We start from the raw sequence: 15531 nt of genomic DNA on the forward strand, positions 1-15531 counted from the left end.
GGTCCCTTCCCGGGGCTTTTTTTTGCCTGCCTCTCACCAGGGAAGCGTTGAACCGTCCCAGCTCAGGAACGCCCCGTTATCGGCTTCAGCCAGCCCATCGTAGATACCCAGCAGGTTCGCCGCGGTATCGCTGACGTCGTGCACCTGCAATTGCGCCAGGGACTGTTGGAACGGAGCACTGAGTTCGGTCCGTGTGGTGCCCGGATGCACCGCCACGCAGGTCACCGGTCTGGCCCGGCGCGGCAGCTCCACCGAGAGATTCTTCACCAGCATGTTGAGGGCGGCCTTCGAGGCCCGGTAGGCGTACCAGCCGCCAAAACCGTTGTCGCCGATCGATCCCACCTTGGCGGAAATCGCCATCAACCGCTTGAGCCGCTTATGCCGCAGGTACGGCAGCAGCGACTGGACCAGCATCGGGAAACCGACCGCATTCACCTGGTAGGCGTGAAGCAGGCTGTCGGCCGACAGATCCTCCAGGCGTTTCTCGGGACTCAGCCCCTCGCCGTGCAGGATGCCGGCGGCGTAGATCACCCCGTCCAGCTCCAGATCCCCAGGCAAGGCCGCCCTATCCAGGCCATACGAGCCAGCGTCCCAGGGCAGCAGCGTCAGCCGCTCGCCCGCCGGCGCCGCCCAATCGGACAACCGCGCCGGCTCCCGGCACAGACCGATCACCGCAACGTCGTCCCGATCCAACAGCGCCTCCGCCAGGGCTTTCCCGATGCCGCCACTGACGCCAGCAATCACTATGCGTTCCATCCTGCCTCCGGAATTGCTAAGGGGTTCTGGCAGGGAATACGCCGCAACTGTTGCGACAGACCGCCAGCACGGCATTGACCGGAAATGACCGACACTTGTCAGCTTCTGACCTGTTGCCGGAAGCGACAAACTGGAGAATGGAAGGCGTTGATTAGTGTCTCTGAATGAGTATGGCCTGCTTCGACGGGCGATTGCCCGGAGAGCGGCCCACTTGCTTGTCCAGCCACGCCCCCTTGGGCGTGGCTTTTTTATGCGCGGGAATCGCCCAACGGCGCCCTAGCCGGCATCGGAATCCGGCTGGAAGAGGCCGAAGGTGTTGCCCTCCGGGTCGATGAAATAGCCTTGCCAGCACAGGCCGGGCACGGCAAATTTGGCGAGGGCCACCTGGCCGCCGAGGGACTCGATGCGGGCGGCGGTCGCGTCGAAGTCGTCCACGCCCACCGAGCACACGTAGGCGTTGGTGCCCTGGCCCAGCGGGGGTGCCGGGCAGGGGCGCTGCAGCAGGCCGCCGTGCATGCCGTCCGTCTCGATGCGCCAGTAGGCCACGGGCAACCCGTCCTGTTTGACGAAGCGCCAGCCGAACACGTCCCCGTAAAACGCCAGGGCACGTTCCGGATCGTCCACCTGGATTTCAAAGTAAGCGATGCCAGCCATGGCCTGCCTCCCTATCCGTTGCCGCCAGCGACGTTGCCTTCCGCAACCAGCTCCCGCGCCGGGCGCACCTCCACCGAGCCGTAGCGCGCCGGCGGGATCTTCTGCGCCAGCCCGATGGCCTCGTTCAGGTCACGTGCCTCCAGCATGTAGAACCCCGCCAGCTGCTCGCGGGTTTCGGCGAAGGGGCCGTCCGTGAGGGACAGCTTGCCGTCGCGCACGCGCACGGTGGTCGCACTGCTGGTGGGAAGCAGCGGGCTGCCGGTGATGAAGTGCCCGCTGCTTTCCAGGCCTTCCACGCAGGCCATGCACTCCCGGTTGAGCGCGTCCCACTCGTGCTGGGGCATGCCATTCATGATGGCTTCGTCGTAGTAAACCAGCGCCAGGTATTTCATGCCTCGTTCTCCCGTTTGCCCATGGGACAGTCCGCCCCGGCAGAGCCAGGGAAATTGATCATCCAGGCGATGCCGAAGCGGTCGATCACACTGCCGAAACGCTCGGCCCAGAATGTGGCTTCCATCGGCATGGTGACGGTGCCGCCTTCCGCCAGCCGGGCGAAGGCCTGCTCGGCTTTCGCCGCCGTGTCGACTTCCACCTGCACACTCATCCCCTGGGGCGTCTGGTAGTGGTTGGGCGGCGCGTCGCAGCCCATCAGGTAACCTTTGCCCAGGCTCAGGTGAGCGTGCAGGATCCTGTCCCGCCAGGCGGGCTCGACCTCCTCGGCCATGGGCGACTCGCCAAAGGGAATGGCCGCTTCCACCCGGCCTCCCAGAACATCAGCATAGAAGGCGAACGCCTCCGCGCAATCCCCGCGAAACAGCAGGTGCGTACCGATACTGACGGGCTGCTTCTGCAGGCGCTGTTCCAGGTCCTTGTGGATACCCACGCCATCGCCTTCGACAAAGTCGTCCAGTTCGTAGAGCTGGCGCAGTTCCAGGTGGGTATGGCCATCCGCGTCTTCCGGCGGCCACCGTTTGACCAACTCCAGGGCGTGAGCCATGGAGTCCGCCTCGATCATCGTGAAACCGGCGATCAGCTCGCGGGTTTCGGCGAACGGTCCCTGGGTGACCACGGGCTCGCCGTCCTGGAAATCGATCCGGGCGCCGTCCCGGCTAGGCCGCAGGCCGGTGCCGTCGAGAAAGGCGCCTGCGTCCATCAGCGACTGGTTGTAGCGCCCCATGGCCTGGAGCATGGCGTCCGACGGCATGAGGCCGGCTTCGGTGTCCGCATCGGCGCGGCGAATGATCATGAATCGCATGGTGTTCCTCCTGCCCGCTCAGGGCTTGTCCGTTCGCTCAGGGCTGTTCTTTCGCTCAGGGCTGTCCGTTCGCTCAGGGCTGTCGACCGGCTCAGCGCCTTCAATTCGCTCAAGGCTGTGCATCCTGGATGATGGCCATGGTTTGCGGGTCGAACGGCGCCGAGAAGTGCTCGTGCACCACTTTCCAGTCGCCCGCCTCCTGGCGCAGGCAGGAGGTGCCCCGCATCCAGCCGGTCTGCATCTCGCCCTGCTCGTTGGTGCCGCCGCAATGCACCAGGAAGAAAGCGAAGGCCAGGTCGTCCGCCACACTGACGTCGATTTCGTGCAGCTTGAACTCGAACGGGCCGGAACACAGGGTCATGCAGTATTGCCAGTGCTTGCGGTAGGCCTCGCGACCCTTGAAACGCAGCGCTACGACGGCATCGTAGGCCACCAGGTCTTCGGCGTAGAACGTCATGATGCGCGCCACGTCGCCGCTGACCACGGCTTCCTGCCACTGCGAGAGCTGCGTGCGGATAGCGTCTTCCGCGGCGGCGTCGTTGTGTCGTGTTGTCATGGGGTGCCTCTTTGTCGTGATGGGCCCGCTTGTGGGGTGGTTCATCAGGTAGTCGAACGGCCGGACAAGGAATCGACAGGTGGGAAATTTTTTTACGGGGCGGTGCCCAGTTCATCGAGGCGGCGTTGCAGGAACCGCCGTTCGGCGTCCTGGGTCGCCAGTTCCAGGGCCCTGCGGTAGGCCGCGCGAGCCTCGTCGGCGCGACCAAGGCGACGGCACAGCTCCGCCCGGGTGGCGTGGGCCAGGTGAAACGCCGCCATGGGCTTTTGTTCGAGCAGTTCATCCACCAGCGCCAGGCCGTGGGCGGGCCCCTCGTGCATGGCCACCGCCACCGCCCGGTTCAGCGCCACCACCGGCGAGGGCTGCATGGCCAGCAAGGCATCGTAGAGCCCGACGATCTGGGCCCAGTCCGTCTCCTGCGCCGACGGCGCCTCGGCGTGTACGGCGGCGATGGCCGCCTGCAAGGTGTACGGCCCGAAACGCTGGCTGGCCAGGGCCCGCAGCACGCCATCGCAGCCTTCGCGGATCTGCTCCTGGTGCCAGAGGCTGCGGTCCTGGTCCTCCAGCAGGACCAGATCGCCCCCGGCCGCGACCCGGGCGTCGCGGCGGGAATCCTGCAGCAGCATCAGGGACAGCAGGCCCAGCACTTCCGGCTCGGGCAGCAGTTGCTGGAGCAGTCGCGTCAGGCGTATGGCCTCCCGGGCCAGGTCGTGGCGGATCAGCCGCTCGCCGGAGGACGCCGCGTACCCCTCGTTGAACACCAGGTAGAGCACGTGCAGCACACCGTTGAGGCGCTCGGCGATCTGCTCCCGGCCCGGCACTTCGTAGGGAATGCCCGCGTCACGGATCTTGGTCTTGGCGCGCACGATGCGCTGAGCCAGGGTTGGCGTGCCCACCAGGAAAGCGCGGGCGATCTCCTCAGTGGTCAGGCCGCAGACTTCGCGCAGGGTCAGCGCGATGCGGGCTTCCGGCGCCAGGCTCGGGTGGCAGCAGGTGAAAATCAGACGCAGCCGGTCGTCCTCGATCTCGGACGGCTCTTCCTCCTCGTCCAGTTGATCTTCCAGTTGCCGCACCAGTTCTTCCCGGGAGGCGTCGAACCGGGCTCGCCGGCGCAGCTGGTCGATGGCCTTGAAGCGGCCGGTGGACACCAGCCAAGCACGCGGATTATCCGGCTCGCCCCGCTCTGGCCATTGCTGGAGCGCGGCGGTAAAAGCCTCGTGCAGAGCCTCCTCGGCCAGGTCGAAATCCCCCAGCAGACGGATCAGGGTCGCCAGGACGGGACGGGATTCAGAGCGGTAGAGTTGCTGCAGTCGTTCGTTCATGGAGGAAGCCTAGCTCAGAACCGGGTTGGGATCGGTTCGATTGCACGCTCAAAAAATCTGCATTGCAACTGCAACCGATTCGCCGCCCGGGGCGTAGCTGCCTGTAACCCCATCGAGAACGACAAAGACGCCGATGGGTTATTATCCAATGGCAAGGAGAGAACCATGAAAAAACACCTGATGTGCAGTGCGTTTCTGATGGCCACCCTGGGCGCGACACCGGCCCTGGCGATGGACAACATGAAGATGGGTGTCTGGGCGGATAACCAGGACGTGGCCGCCGGCACGGTGACCGCCAAGAAAGTCACCACCGACACCAACGGCTGGCTGGTCGTGCACCGCACCGACGAAGGCGGCAAGCCGGGCCCGGTGGTGGGTCACGCGCCGCTCAAGAAAGGTAAGAACATGGACGTCGCCGCCATCCTGACCGAAGACGTCAGCGCCGGCGATCACCTGATGCTGATGATCCATGGTGAAGATGGCGGCATGAAAACCGGCCACTTCGAATACACCCTTGGCGCCAAGGAAGACGGTCCCGTGCGCATGGACGGCGACCTGGTCATGACCGTGATTATGGCGGAATGACGTCACCGGCGGGGCCCGATGCGGTCCCGCCGTTTCGTTACTGAGCGGTCTTCAGCCGAACCGCAACGCCACTGCTCTGTGCGCCGTCGCTTCCCGTCTGGTGCGATCCGAACAGCGGCAGCCAGCGGCCCTCCTCCATCACCAGCCCGCCCTCGCCCGACGACTCACCGCCATTCACCGCATAGCGCGCCGCGTACTCAAACCGGAACGCTCCCGGCTGGCCCTGAACCGGCGACAGCGAATACCCCATCGCCAAGGTCCCGGACGCCACAAAGCCGCGATCCGGCGGTGCCACATCGACCCTCAGCAACGACGAGTCCGTCAGAAACGACGGCAGCAGCGCCATCGGCGCGTCCGCCGCCGTGGCCGGGCAGGCGCAGTAGCGGATTTCGAGCAGGAACGTCTTCGACGCCAGATAGTCTTCCGGCTCGCCGGCATGGGCCCCGCCTGCGACGGTCGATAAAACAATAGTACCGATCAGGCGCATCAGCGCCTGGGTCTTCCATGACATCACATCGCCTCCTGCGATTGGGTTTGGTTTCTATATCCTAGTACTCATCGTGCATCCGCCACCACTCGTAGGGTGCCGTCTGCGGCCAGCCCTCGGGCGAGTCCTCCCAGGTTTCCTGGCGGCCGTACGGGGTCAGGTCCAGCAGGCGGAAGTTGGTGTCGAACAGCTCGACGCCGCGGTTATTGGTGAAGTAGGTGCGGTAGAGGCGCTGATCGTCGTCGCGGATGAACACGTTCAAGGCGAAGCACGTGCCGGCGCCGAAGGCATCGGCGAAACGGCGGTCGTGATCGGTGTACCAGGGCGCGTCCCAGCCCATCCGCGTCTGCAGGGCCCGGATCTCAGCCTGCGGCGCCGGCGAGGTAAACACGAACGTCGTGTCCCGGGCGCGAACGTGGACGAGATTGTCGCCAATGTTGTCCATCACCATCGAACAGCCCTGGCAGGGCGTCGCCCCCGGCTCAAGCATGGCGCAGTAGACGATCAGTTGCCGCCGGCCCTGGAACAGGTCAAGCAGCGACACCTCGCCTTCTGGTCCGGTAAACCGGTAATCGCCCTCAACGGGCACCATCGGCAACCGGCGCCGCTCCGCCGCAAGGGCATCCTGCGCCCGGGTCGCGGCTTTCTCTTTCACCAGCAGGGCTTCGCGGGCCCGCTCCCAATCGTCCTGCGTGGCGATTCGGGGAAATGTTGTGGGTTGTGAGCTCATGGATGCGCTCCTTTTGGTGCGTGTGCATCCTCTTGTCGTCTGGGACAACGCGATTTCGACACCCGTCGGCAGGATTCTCTCCGGGAGCGCGCGATCCCACCGAAACAACAGACGGAACGATCAGGACGGGGCGCTCGCGGGATCCTCATCCAGCGCCTTGGGCGCACTCAGGGCCTTGCTGTAATACCCGGACGGATCGAAACAGCACACGCGCTTTTTACCCGAGGCGAGCATGTCGCAGGCATCGTGGATCCGTTTGGTCCGCGTCCTGGCCTGCTTGGCGGACGTCATCCAGTGAATCCAGTCCAGGCGGGCGATGGGGGTGGTTACCTCCCACACCGCACGCGCTTCGGGGGCCGCCGCCAGGGCCGCCTGAAAATCCGGCGGGATGTCGGGCTCAGGTTCCTGCGCGACGGGGGCGATCTCGAAGGACGCCGTCTCCCCCACCGCCACGTCGGCGGATTTGAGCGTCTCCGGCCCCAAACGCAGCCAGTGGCTCAGTTGCCCATCCGGGTCGAGGGTCGCCTGAAAACCATGGCCGTTCAGTGTGACATCGACGGTGGTCCGGCCCCGGCGCGGCAGGGTATCGCTGGCGCTCTTGGGCAGCACCACGAACGCCCAGGCCGCGTCGCCGTCGGGTTTGGCCGGGCGCAGGATGGTGGCCTGGAACCGGGCCGGGGTGTCGCTCGGGCTCATGGTCGCGTCTCCCTGTTTGCGAATCACACCCAGCTAAGCATCGGCCGCCCGGTGCGTCCAGCCTGGCGTATGGTTTCTTTCAGTCTGCCGCCGCGAAATGGGCCATCTGGTCGGCGTAGGCCTTCCTGAAAGCCGGGCGTGCCGAGGCGCGGGCGACGTAATCGGCACAGGCCGGGTAATCCGCCAGCCCGTCGAACCGGTCCACCAGGCGCAGCACGTCGGCCATCAGGATGTCCGCCACCGAGAAAGAATCCACCAGCCAATCCCGCCCGGCGAGCACGCTTTCCATGTGCCGCAGTCGGGCGGCGAGAAAGTCTTCCAGGTGCTTCTGCGCCGGTGTTTCCGAGTTGTCATCGAGAAACCGGGCCAGGGACCAGGGCAGGCTCGCCATCTCGACCGAGTTGAGCGCCGCAAAGACCCACTGGATGGCTTCGCTGCGTTGACGCGCATCTGTCGGTAACAGCGCATCGCTGAGCTCCCCCAGATGCAACAGGATCGCCCCGCTCTCGAAAATGGACTGGTCGCCATCGGTCAGCCAGGGCACCTGCCCGAACGGCTGGTGCCCGAAATGCGCGGCCGCCCGGTCGCGAAACGGCACGCTCTCGACCCGGTAAGGCAGGCCGGCCTCTTCCAGCGCCCAGCGTACGCGCAGGTCGCGCACGTAGCCCCGGGGCAGATCGGGCACCCAGTCGAAGGTGGTCAGGCTCAGGGTATTCATGGTGGCTCCTTGGTTCGGTGCGGGTTGGACGCTCTGCATCCCCTAGTCGACCGGGGCCCGGTGAAATCGACAGGTCTGGCACACAAATCCGGGAAAGTCACGCGACCGGTCCATCAGGCGACACGCTACCTTTGCCAAGTCCCCTGCTCATGCACCAACACCTCGTCGCCGTGACGCACCACTTCCAGCAGACCGTCTTCATGAACCCGGTACGTCACGGCGCCGTTCTCGAATCGATAACCGAGGAACCGGCAGGGCGTGACGCCATCCGCGCAGGTGGTGTGCCAGGTGCGGCCTTCAAGGCTGATGGCGTTTCCGCTGATCTTGCTGGTGCCATGGTAGGTCATCCGGTCACAGGACACCTCGCCCTCGACGCAGTTGGATTCGATCTCGATGCGGTAGTTCGGGGTATCGAGGGTGGACGCCAGGGTGGTGAGCGGGAACAACGCGATCAGTAGCGTTTTCTTCATGGCGGGCTTTCCCTGTGCCAGATGTCGTCGTTGATGGTGAGCCGGCCTGCCAACCCTCTGGAAACCGAAGCCCGTAAAAACGCGATCAACTGCCGCGCCTAATTAGACCGTCCTGTCTCAGGATCTCCAGGTGCTCAGAAACCGACATGGCGCCTTCGAGCTTGATGACGCGACATGAGCGCGCTTCCAGCCACGCCAGGTGTCTGGCGAGACTTCGACCCGGCGCAGTTCCCTGATCATACTGCGCTGCCCATTCCAGAAAACCGGGATCGGCCGCGCCGAAAAGACGAGCCTCGCGTTCCCGCAGCCTCTCCAGGCGGACAGACGCTTCGACATAGAGAAAAATCACCACGTCGAACGCGTTCTCAACCCGCTCGCCCCAGTTCATCACCGACCCTGAAACCACCGCGCTCGGATCACGTTCCATACGAGCTAGCATCAGCCTCTGCCGTTCCTCAACCGGTCTTTTCTCCGTGAACGGCGGATGCGTCTCCAGCCAATAGACATCATCGGCCTCAATGAAAGCGGCATTCAGCTCGTTGGCGAGGGCCTCGCCGAGTGTGCTGGTACCGGAGCCGGCGGCTCCGGTGACAAGGATGTGCATGTTGGAATCTAACGACATGGCCGTCGGCCCGGAATAGACGTCATGGCGACGTCACGTTTTGAGTCTGGCCTGGATCGGTGCGGGACTCTTTACGTGGGGAGTTCACAGTCACTTGTTAGCAGATTCTGCCTGAAGACGCTCCACCAACCATACCTTGATGATCGATTGGCGGGTAACGCCAATGCGCGCCGCCTCACGATCCAACGACTCGACAACCCAAGCCGGGAAATCGACGTTGATTCGTTTTTGTTCCTGGTTGATACGGCGAGCAGAAGACAAGTCCAGGTCATCGAGAATATCTTCCCGATCTTCCTCAAATTTTTTATCGAAGTCTTTAGCTTTCATAAAGCTCAACCTCCTTCTTGCGGGAACGCCTGACCGAAATCAGACGAATACGAGCATCCCTGTAGGTGACAACAGCCGACCAATGCCTTTCATCAATCTTGCCTACCAGCAAGAACCTCTGCTCATCCTCTGATTTTGCACGGATCTCCAGTAGATACGGATCTTTCCACAGCCTCTGGGCAGCCACGAAATCAATACCGTGTTTATCGAGATTGGCCTGGCTTTTGGCTTCGTCGAATTCAAACTCATCCATGAGTACAAATTATTCCTTTTTTACTCACCCCGCAAGATAGGGACGAAGCCGTAGCGGGCAACGCCCGCTAGCAGTAGGCGTCCGCTCAATGGAGGGGTTAGGCATTGCTCAGTTCGCCAGGAGCTGCGCCTCGATAGCCGCTTTATCGATAACGGACCATACCTGCACAATCTTTTCGTCGCGGAATTCATAGAAGACGTTCTCGGCAAAGGACACCGTTCTTCCGTGTACACTCAGGCCAAGAAATCGCGCCTTTGGCGTACAGTTGAAGCGGAGCCGGCTGGCTATGTAGGGAGGATCGGATACCAGCAACTCAACGTTGAAGGATAGATCGGGGATCTCGGAAAAGTCTCTCTCCAGCATGCGCCGGTAGCCTGATACTCCGAGTCGCTCCCCGTTGTGCTTGACGTCATCATCAACAAAACGTCCCAACGACGGCCAATCCTGCCCGTTCAAGCAGGCGATGTAGTCTCGATAGATGTTCGATAGTTCGGACTGGGTCATCCAGGACTCCTCACAGCAAGACTCGACCATCGCTTGGAAGGCCGCATCGACGCTTAACGACGCTGTAGAGCTCTCCCAATTTTGAGCAGATTACAGCCGGATCGTACACCAGGCGGCCGGTGTCTTCGTTGTGGTGCTTTTTCTACAGCCTCAACGCTGCCAGCATGCGCGCGTTTGTAGTTGAGGCGAAGCCGCATCGAAAAAGGCGTCGCGTGCCTGGCGTTGTTATACAGTGTCGAAAAACTTCTCCTCAGCTTCCGACACAAATTTTGTGTAGTACTCAAGCCCCAATTGAGCAACATCCAACGGAGCAGGCCAAACTAGCCTAGCTCCTTTATGTTGCGATGGTGGGTTGTACCATTTGCTGCCATCCTTGACCGGCAGCAGTTCAACTCTATTTGGAAGATTCTCAATCAACAATGGCTTGTTGCCGCGATACTCGACAAGCCGACCACCTTTAATCTCTAGGCGCTCAATGTGAGTAACCCCGGGACCTCCCTCTACATACATAGAACTCGAAGCCACCTTTTTATCCATGTTTTCTTGAATGGAATGATGATCTGAATTTCGTGCATGTTTCAGATACTTCAAGAGAGGGTCTTTTCTTCGCTCGTTTGCGTACTGCCCCTGCCATGGCTGGAACTTGTTTCGGACATGCTGACAAGCTCTCTCGACTTTGATCCAGCACTTCTCGATTGCGCTGAGATAAGCCTTCCATTCATCCTCTAAGTCTTCGAGGGAGGAAGCCTGACCCATGCGTTCAATCGCTCTTTGCGCCGCGACCAACTCTCTTTTCGCATGGTAGAGAGGTGCCTTTTCCTCTGCACTCATGTGGCCTCTTCTTCTGTATAACGCCAGAATAAGCCGCCGTTTGGAGCGCCAGCGAAAAACGGTCGGCTTGATTCACTGGTTAAATCATTTCCGACTCCGATTCTTCCGACGAGCATTCTTTTGTCTTTTCCTTTCAGTCTTTCGCTTTTTCCCTGCTTCGCGCTTCGCTCGATTATCGGTTCTTTCTTCTGCAATTGGATACTGATAGTGCCTTTTGTTTTGTTCTATAACATTACCTTCTTTGAACAGGCCAAGATTTTCCCTTAATTCCTGCGCCTCTGCGTAGTCTTCTTCGGACCATTCGCTTGTATCATGGTATATCATATCTTCACTGCCACCATTCCCGCCTGGGGGATCAGTAGCCACACCAACTACGATGTTTCTTTCAGGTTTTAAAAGTTTTGCCGATTTACAGTAAGCGATTAGAAGACCCGCTCGAAAGTCGCGGTATTTCTGATATGATTCGAAATGATCAGACACGGGCACTACCAACCAAACATACATAGTCAAAGGATTGGTAGGTGATAGAAGGAGACGAACTCCCCTCTGGTCTGGTTTTAGTGACTTTACTTTTTCCTGTATGGAATCTGCTAAAATTCGCCTCCCAACCCTTGATTCGGAAGCAAATTCCCGTATCCCCATAGTAACCGAATCGAAGTCCTCAGCATTGCTGAAATGCCAAGTATTATCTCGTGCGTGGCTACCGAAGTACTCTATAAACCGATCAATAAAGTATGAACCAGAGTCAAGCTGCTTGCCTCGCCTGTATTGTGGTAACGACCTTAAGCTGTCGTATAGTCCGGGCTCTACAACAACTGTTTCGGAATCGTTGACATAAAAACCAGGGTCCCGATCCTTGTTGGATTCCGACAGGTAATAGCCGAGAAGCTCTTCTTCACCTGCCGAAAATAATAATTTCCCAGATGAAATTAACGCCTCTTTTTCAGTAAGATAGGTTGTTAAATCGTGGACTGTATCAAGCTCTCGCAGGAGAACATTAAGCGCGACATCGTCAAGAACATGAACGAAACCTTTGTCAGGATTCACAGTCCCTACCTGAAAAGGCGTTTTTTCCATCTCCTTTCCAGCTATTTCAGGGTTCAGAATCAGCGAGCCGGTTCCAGAAGTATGTTGCCGGAATCTCTCTGTCGCATTTCTGGCCACCAATACTCTATGTATCTTTATTTCATCATTGGAGGGAAATGCCAGCGGAAAAGCTTGTTCACACTTACGATCTAAAAATATTCGATCGGCGTGCTCACGAATAAATTTTTCGGCACCGTAAACCTGTGGAGCTGATTTCAGAACTGCCTTTCTAACCCAGCGCGCCCAATCTACTTCCAAGTTTCCAGTATCTTTAAAGGCAATATCTTTGTCGGAAAAAATGATGACGTGTTCTTTGAAAACAACGAGAAGGTCACACAGTTCTTTACCATCGCCACCCTCGGCTTTCTTCCCTTCGTCTGTGTACAGATTGGGGAAACACCAGGGACTTAGGAATGTATTTTTACCTAACCAAGCAAGATAGCGCTCTGATGCTGTTACTCCCTGTGCTTCTTCCTGCTCTGTACTCATTGTTACCCTTCGATTTAACGTTTGGCTCAGGTGCGCCGCAGGCGTCACCTGGAACCACTGGTTAAACGTTTCTATGTGAAAAATGATCTATAACCTTCATTCCTACTACCGAGTTCTTATGCCCGAAAAAATCCAAATATTTTTTTATATCAGATGTTCCGCTTCGACTAACAATAAGCCTATTCACCATAGATCTAACGCCAAACTGATTGGATAGCGCATTAATTGGCTGACCTTTCATGGCGACTTTTAGAACACCAATTCCCGCAGTAAATGTAGGAGCATCTGAATCGACTTTCCCAATCATTGAATCAACATACTTGGAAATTGACTGTAGAATTTTTGAAAATTTAATGATGTCCTTGTAGCTGCCATCACTCAGTGCCAACTGATAACAGTTTAGCCAGTCTCTCAACTCTTGATACTCTTTTCTTAATTCAAGCGCAACATCGATAAGATCGCGCGCAGAACTTGACTCCTGTATAACTCGAATAGGCAAGGGGAGCATGTTTACGTTCAAAGCGTATAGCTCAGAGCCTCTATTGTGGACTGAGGCGATAGAGGCTCTCTTTTCTGAAACCAGATTGTTTAGCTTTAAAACAGAATCCTCACCAGAAACCATTATGCCTGCTTCAGTGAAAAACCGTTTTCTGACTGGGTGGGGGGTGTAACCCTTCTCGTAAACGAAACCCCTTGCCAACATGCCGGCCCCACCCCAAAGAGTTTGCGATAGGTAACCATGAGGGGCAAACCTATCTTTGAGGAACCCCAATCGATTTTCCTCATGATCCTTCTTCAAATCGGATGTTAGGCTTAAACGACTAATAAACTCCTCTCTTGGAGGGCTAAGCTTTTTGTAATCAACTAAAAATGGATATGGGCGTATTACACCTTGAGAAAGAGCTCTCTGAAAGGGGTTGCCTTCCCAATTCCATGTATTAACAAACTTCTCTTCAACTAAAATTTGATCACGAAGTATAATATCGGTTATTAAGTCGAACAGTGCTTCTGTATTGATTATCGCACTCATGCTAGCTTCGTATGAGTAGCTATCATTCTCTTTATCAATGGTTATATAGTGCGTTTCACTTTCGTCAATACCAGAACTAAGCAACTCAGCAATATTCTGTAAAGACCAGTTATCCGAAATAACACTTTGGCTCATTTACAATATCCCTTTCACAAATTACACCCTTGCCTAGGCCGAAGCGTTTAACAGTAATTAGACCGCGTTCCGCGATATCGAATAATCGTGCGTTCTCGATAATGTCGCCCTACGGGCGGTCCTGGCACAGTCGTTAATTCCATTTAAACAACACCTTAGCGTCTCGTCGCCGTTGGCGCCATGTCTTCGTTTGACTTCTTCATTCTGTCATTTCAATACAACTGTATAAATACACAGCTTCGCAGACAGAAGGTCAGCGAATGGCGCAACGGGAACCTCGACTCAGGGAGCAGGTCCGCCGGGTGATGCGGTTGGGCCGGTACAGTATTCGGACGGAGAAATCCTACTGGTACTGGATTCGCTATTTCATCCGCTTCCATAACCTGACCCATCCTCGCCAGTTGGGCGCGTCCGATGTCAGGGACTTTCTGACCTGGCTGGCGGTGGAGCGGAATGTCGCGGCTGCGACGCAGGATCAGGCGTTGAACGCCCTCGTTTTCCTGTACAGCAAGGTGCTGGAGGCGCCACTGGGGGATATCGGTAACGCCACCCGCTCGAAACGGCCGCCCAGACTCCCCACGGTGCTCACCCACGATGAGGCCATGCGGCTGATTCAGCAGTTGTCATCGCCGTATGACGTGATGGCGTCTTTGATGTACGGCGCCGGCCTGAGGGTGACCGAAGCCGCCCGCCTGCGCGTGAAGGATATCGACCAGGCCCGGCGGGTCATTACGGTTCGCGATGGCAAGGGCGGGAAAGACCGCACGACCCTGTTGCCCGAGGCCTTGGCAAGCCGACTGGCCGCCCACATCGAGCGCATCGCCTTTTCCTGGCGCGGGCGGGATCGGCACATAACCGCACCCGTCACCCTGCCCTTTGCCCTGCGCCGCAAATACCCCGGCGCGGACACGTCGCTCGAGTGGCAGTGGCTGTTTCCGTCCCAAGGGTTGTGCGCGGACGATACCGGGCGCGCCGTGCGTCACCACATCCATGTCTCCAGCGTGCAGAAGGCGGTCCGCAACGCGGCAGCCGAAGTGGGGCTTCACAAGCCAACCGGCTGCCACGCGCTGCGCCACACGTTCGCGACAGAGCTGCTACGGCGCGGCAGCGATATCCGCACGGTCCAGTCGCTGCTGGGCCATGCGAACGTGCGCACGACCCAGATCTATACCCATGTGCTGGGCGAAGGCTTTGCGGGGGTGAATAGCCCGCTGGGCTGAAATCAGCGGCCCGCCTGGCCCACCGCGCCCGCCGTGGCCACCAGCTCGTCGATCACGCCATCCAGCATCGGTTGCCAGTTGTCGCCCTTGAACTCGCCGTTGCCGTCGAATACCTGGTTGGCCTGGGGCACGGCCATTTGCGTGGGGATCACCTGCACGCCGATGTTGCCCAGCATCATGCGCAGGGGCACGAGGCCACGCATGCCGCCAAAACCGCCGGGGGACGCGGACAGCAGCCCCGCCACCTTGCCCTTGAAGGCCGCCAGACCGGGCTCGTCGCTGGATTCCGGGCGACTGATCCAGTGCAGGGTGTTGACCAGCAGCGGCGTGAGGGTGCTGTTGTATTCCGGCGCAGCGATGCAGAAGCCGTGGTGGTCGCGGAACACTTGCTTCAGGTCACGTGCTGCCTGGGGCAGCCCTTTTTCCGCTTCCAGATCGCCGTTATAGATGGGCATCTCGTAGTGGGCGAGGTTGATGCGGGTGACGCTGACGCCGTCGCGCGTCTCCGCCGTGCGGGCGGCGGCTTCGGCCAGTTGTGCGTTGAAGGAGCCGGTGCGGGTGCTGCCAGCCATGAACAACAGCTTGACGGGTTGGGCCATGGTTCGTGTCTCCTGGTCCGGTGATGGATTTCGTTACCAAGCTAAACGGTATAGGGTGAATAGCAAGCAAATCGATATTTGACGATTCTATAGGCCCCATAGGGCCTTACACGTGATCCATTAAGGTGACAGTAAGTGGCGATTTTCTATACTAGGGGGGATAGAAGAACAAATAAATGACAGAGTGCGTTTGAGACAGCATGGCG

At 59.0% G+C, this 15531-nt stretch carries 21 protein-coding genes; 2 read left to right on the forward strand and 19 right to left on the reverse strand.

Going from position 1 to position 15531, the window contains the following annotated elements; genetic code table 11:
• Positions 1–33: 33 nt before the first annotated feature.
• From GQB00_RS19975 to GQB00_RS20000, 6 genes are all read right to left on the reverse strand, one after another.
• Positions 34–756 (reverse strand): SDR family oxidoreductase, encoded by a 723-nt coding sequence (locus GQB00_RS19975; protein ID WP_165857572.1) that lies wholly within the window; start codon positions 754–756, stop codon positions 34–36.
• A gap of 276 nt (positions 757–1032) precedes the next feature.
• The gene (locus GQB00_RS19980) at positions 1033–1410 is read right to left on the reverse strand and encodes a VOC family protein (RefSeq protein ID WP_165857573.1); all 378 of its coding nucleotides are present in this window, start codon (positions 1408–1410) and stop codon (positions 1033–1035) included.
• 11 nt (positions 1411–1421) lie between these two features.
• Positions 1422–1802: a YciI family protein gene (locus GQB00_RS19985; RefSeq protein ID WP_111498098.1), complete on the reverse strand. Its 381-nt coding sequence runs from the start codon at positions 1800–1802 to the stop codon at positions 1422–1424.
• Entirely contained in the window at positions 1799–2665 is an 867-nt protein-coding gene (locus tag GQB00_RS19990) for a YciI family protein (protein WP_165857574.1), read from the reverse strand. Before GQB00_RS19990 ends, GQB00_RS19985 begins: the two co-directional genes overlap by 4 nt.
• Before the next feature lie 109 nt (positions 2666–2774).
• On the reverse strand, positions 2775–3221 hold the full coding sequence (locus GQB00_RS19995; RefSeq protein WP_165857575.1) for a YybH family protein: 447 nt from the start codon (positions 3219–3221) through the stop codon (positions 2775–2777).
• A gap of 92 nt (positions 3222–3313) precedes the next feature.
• Positions 3314–4543 carry an RNA polymerase sigma factor gene (locus GQB00_RS20000; RefSeq protein WP_165857576.1) on the reverse strand — a complete coding sequence of 410 codons (1230 nt, stop codon included), beginning with the start codon at positions 4541–4543 and terminating at the stop codon, positions 3314–3316.
• 165 nt (positions 4544–4708) lie between these two features.
• On the opposite strand from GQB00_RS20000, the gene GQB00_RS20005 reads away from it, so the two are divergent.
• Positions 4709–5128 (forward strand): hypothetical protein, encoded by a 420-nt coding sequence (locus GQB00_RS20005; RefSeq protein WP_165857577.1) that lies wholly within the window; start codon positions 4709–4711, stop codon positions 5126–5128.
• Positions 5129–5165: 37 nt separating this feature from the next.
• Here GQB00_RS20005 and GQB00_RS20010 read toward each other — a convergent pair whose 3' ends face one another.
• From GQB00_RS20010 to GQB00_RS20065, 12 genes are all read right to left on the reverse strand, one after another.
• Positions 5166–5639, reverse strand: a complete 474-nt coding sequence (locus tag GQB00_RS20010; protein ID WP_165857578.1) for a hypothetical protein — start codon at positions 5637–5639, stop codon at positions 5166–5168.
• 37 nt (positions 5640–5676) lie between these two features.
• Entirely contained in the window at positions 5677–6345 is a 669-nt protein-coding gene (locus tag GQB00_RS20015; protein ID WP_165857579.1) for a DUF899 domain-containing protein, read from the reverse strand.
• A 120-nt stretch (positions 6346–6465) separates the two neighbouring features.
• Positions 6466–7041: a YdeI/OmpD-associated family protein gene (locus GQB00_RS20020; protein ID WP_165857580.1), complete on the reverse strand. Its 576-nt coding sequence runs from the start codon at positions 7039–7041 to the stop codon at positions 6466–6468.
• 79 nt (positions 7042–7120) lie between these two features.
• Positions 7121–7759: a glutathione S-transferase family protein gene (locus tag GQB00_RS20025; RefSeq protein ID WP_165857581.1), complete on the reverse strand. Its 639-nt coding sequence runs from the start codon at positions 7757–7759 to the stop codon at positions 7121–7123.
• 125 nt (positions 7760–7884) lie between these two features.
• Positions 7885–8229, reverse strand: coding sequence for a hypothetical protein (locus GQB00_RS20030; protein ID WP_165857582.1), 345 nt, complete (start codon positions 8227–8229; stop codon positions 7885–7887).
• An 85-nt stretch (positions 8230–8314) separates the two neighbouring features.
• The gene (locus GQB00_RS20035; protein WP_165857583.1) at positions 8315–8833 is read right to left on the reverse strand and encodes an AAA family ATPase; all 519 of its coding nucleotides are present in this window, start codon (positions 8831–8833) and stop codon (positions 8315–8317) included.
• A 108-nt stretch (positions 8834–8941) separates the two neighbouring features.
• Positions 8942–9178 (reverse strand): type II toxin-antitoxin system BrnA family antitoxin, encoded by a 237-nt coding sequence (gene brnA / locus GQB00_RS20040; RefSeq protein ID WP_165857584.1) that lies wholly within the window; start codon positions 9176–9178, stop codon positions 8942–8944.
• Entirely contained in the window at positions 9168–9431 is a 264-nt protein-coding gene (locus tag GQB00_RS20045; RefSeq protein WP_165857585.1) for a BrnT family toxin, read from the reverse strand. The genes brnA and GQB00_RS20045 overlap by 11 nt, the downstream gene beginning before the upstream one ends.
• A 108-nt stretch (positions 9432–9539) precedes the next feature.
• Positions 9540–9935 carry an ester cyclase gene (locus tag GQB00_RS20050; RefSeq protein WP_165857586.1) on the reverse strand — a complete coding sequence of 132 codons (396 nt, stop codon included), beginning with the start codon at positions 9933–9935 and terminating at the stop codon, positions 9540–9542.
• 225 nt (positions 9936–10160) lie between these two features.
• Positions 10161–10766 carry a hypothetical protein gene (locus tag GQB00_RS20055; RefSeq protein ID WP_165857587.1) on the reverse strand — a complete coding sequence of 202 codons (606 nt, stop codon included), beginning with the start codon at positions 10764–10766 and terminating at the stop codon, positions 10161–10163.
• Between the two features lie 84 nt (positions 10767–10850).
• Positions 10851–12341: a hypothetical protein gene (locus GQB00_RS20060; protein ID WP_165857588.1), complete on the reverse strand. Its 1491-nt coding sequence runs from the start codon at positions 12339–12341 to the stop codon at positions 10851–10853.
• Between the two features lie 61 nt (positions 12342–12402).
• The gene (locus tag GQB00_RS20065) at positions 12403–13506 is read right to left on the reverse strand and encodes a hypothetical protein (RefSeq protein ID WP_165857589.1); all 1104 of its coding nucleotides are present in this window, start codon (positions 13504–13506) and stop codon (positions 12403–12405) included.
• Positions 13507–13766: 260 nt separating this feature from the next.
• Here GQB00_RS20065 and GQB00_RS20070 point away from each other — a divergent pair, with 260 nt between their 5' ends.
• On the forward strand, positions 13767–14726 hold the full coding sequence (locus GQB00_RS20070; protein ID WP_165857590.1) for an integron integrase: 960 nt from the start codon (positions 13767–13769) through the stop codon (positions 14724–14726).
• A 2-nt stretch (positions 14727–14728) separates the two neighbouring features.
• Here GQB00_RS20070 and GQB00_RS20075 read toward each other — a convergent pair whose 3' ends face one another.
• On the reverse strand, positions 14729–15325 hold the full coding sequence (locus GQB00_RS20075; protein WP_111498115.1) for an NADPH-dependent FMN reductase: 597 nt from the start codon (positions 15323–15325) through the stop codon (positions 14729–14731).
• Positions 15326–15531 lie beyond the last annotated feature (206 nt).

It is taken from the genome of Marinobacter sp. JSM 1782161, from assembly GCF_011421605.1.
In the GTDB taxonomy this organism is placed as follows: domain Bacteria; phylum Pseudomonadota; class Gammaproteobacteria; order Pseudomonadales; family Oleiphilaceae; genus Marinobacter_A; species Marinobacter_A bohaiensis.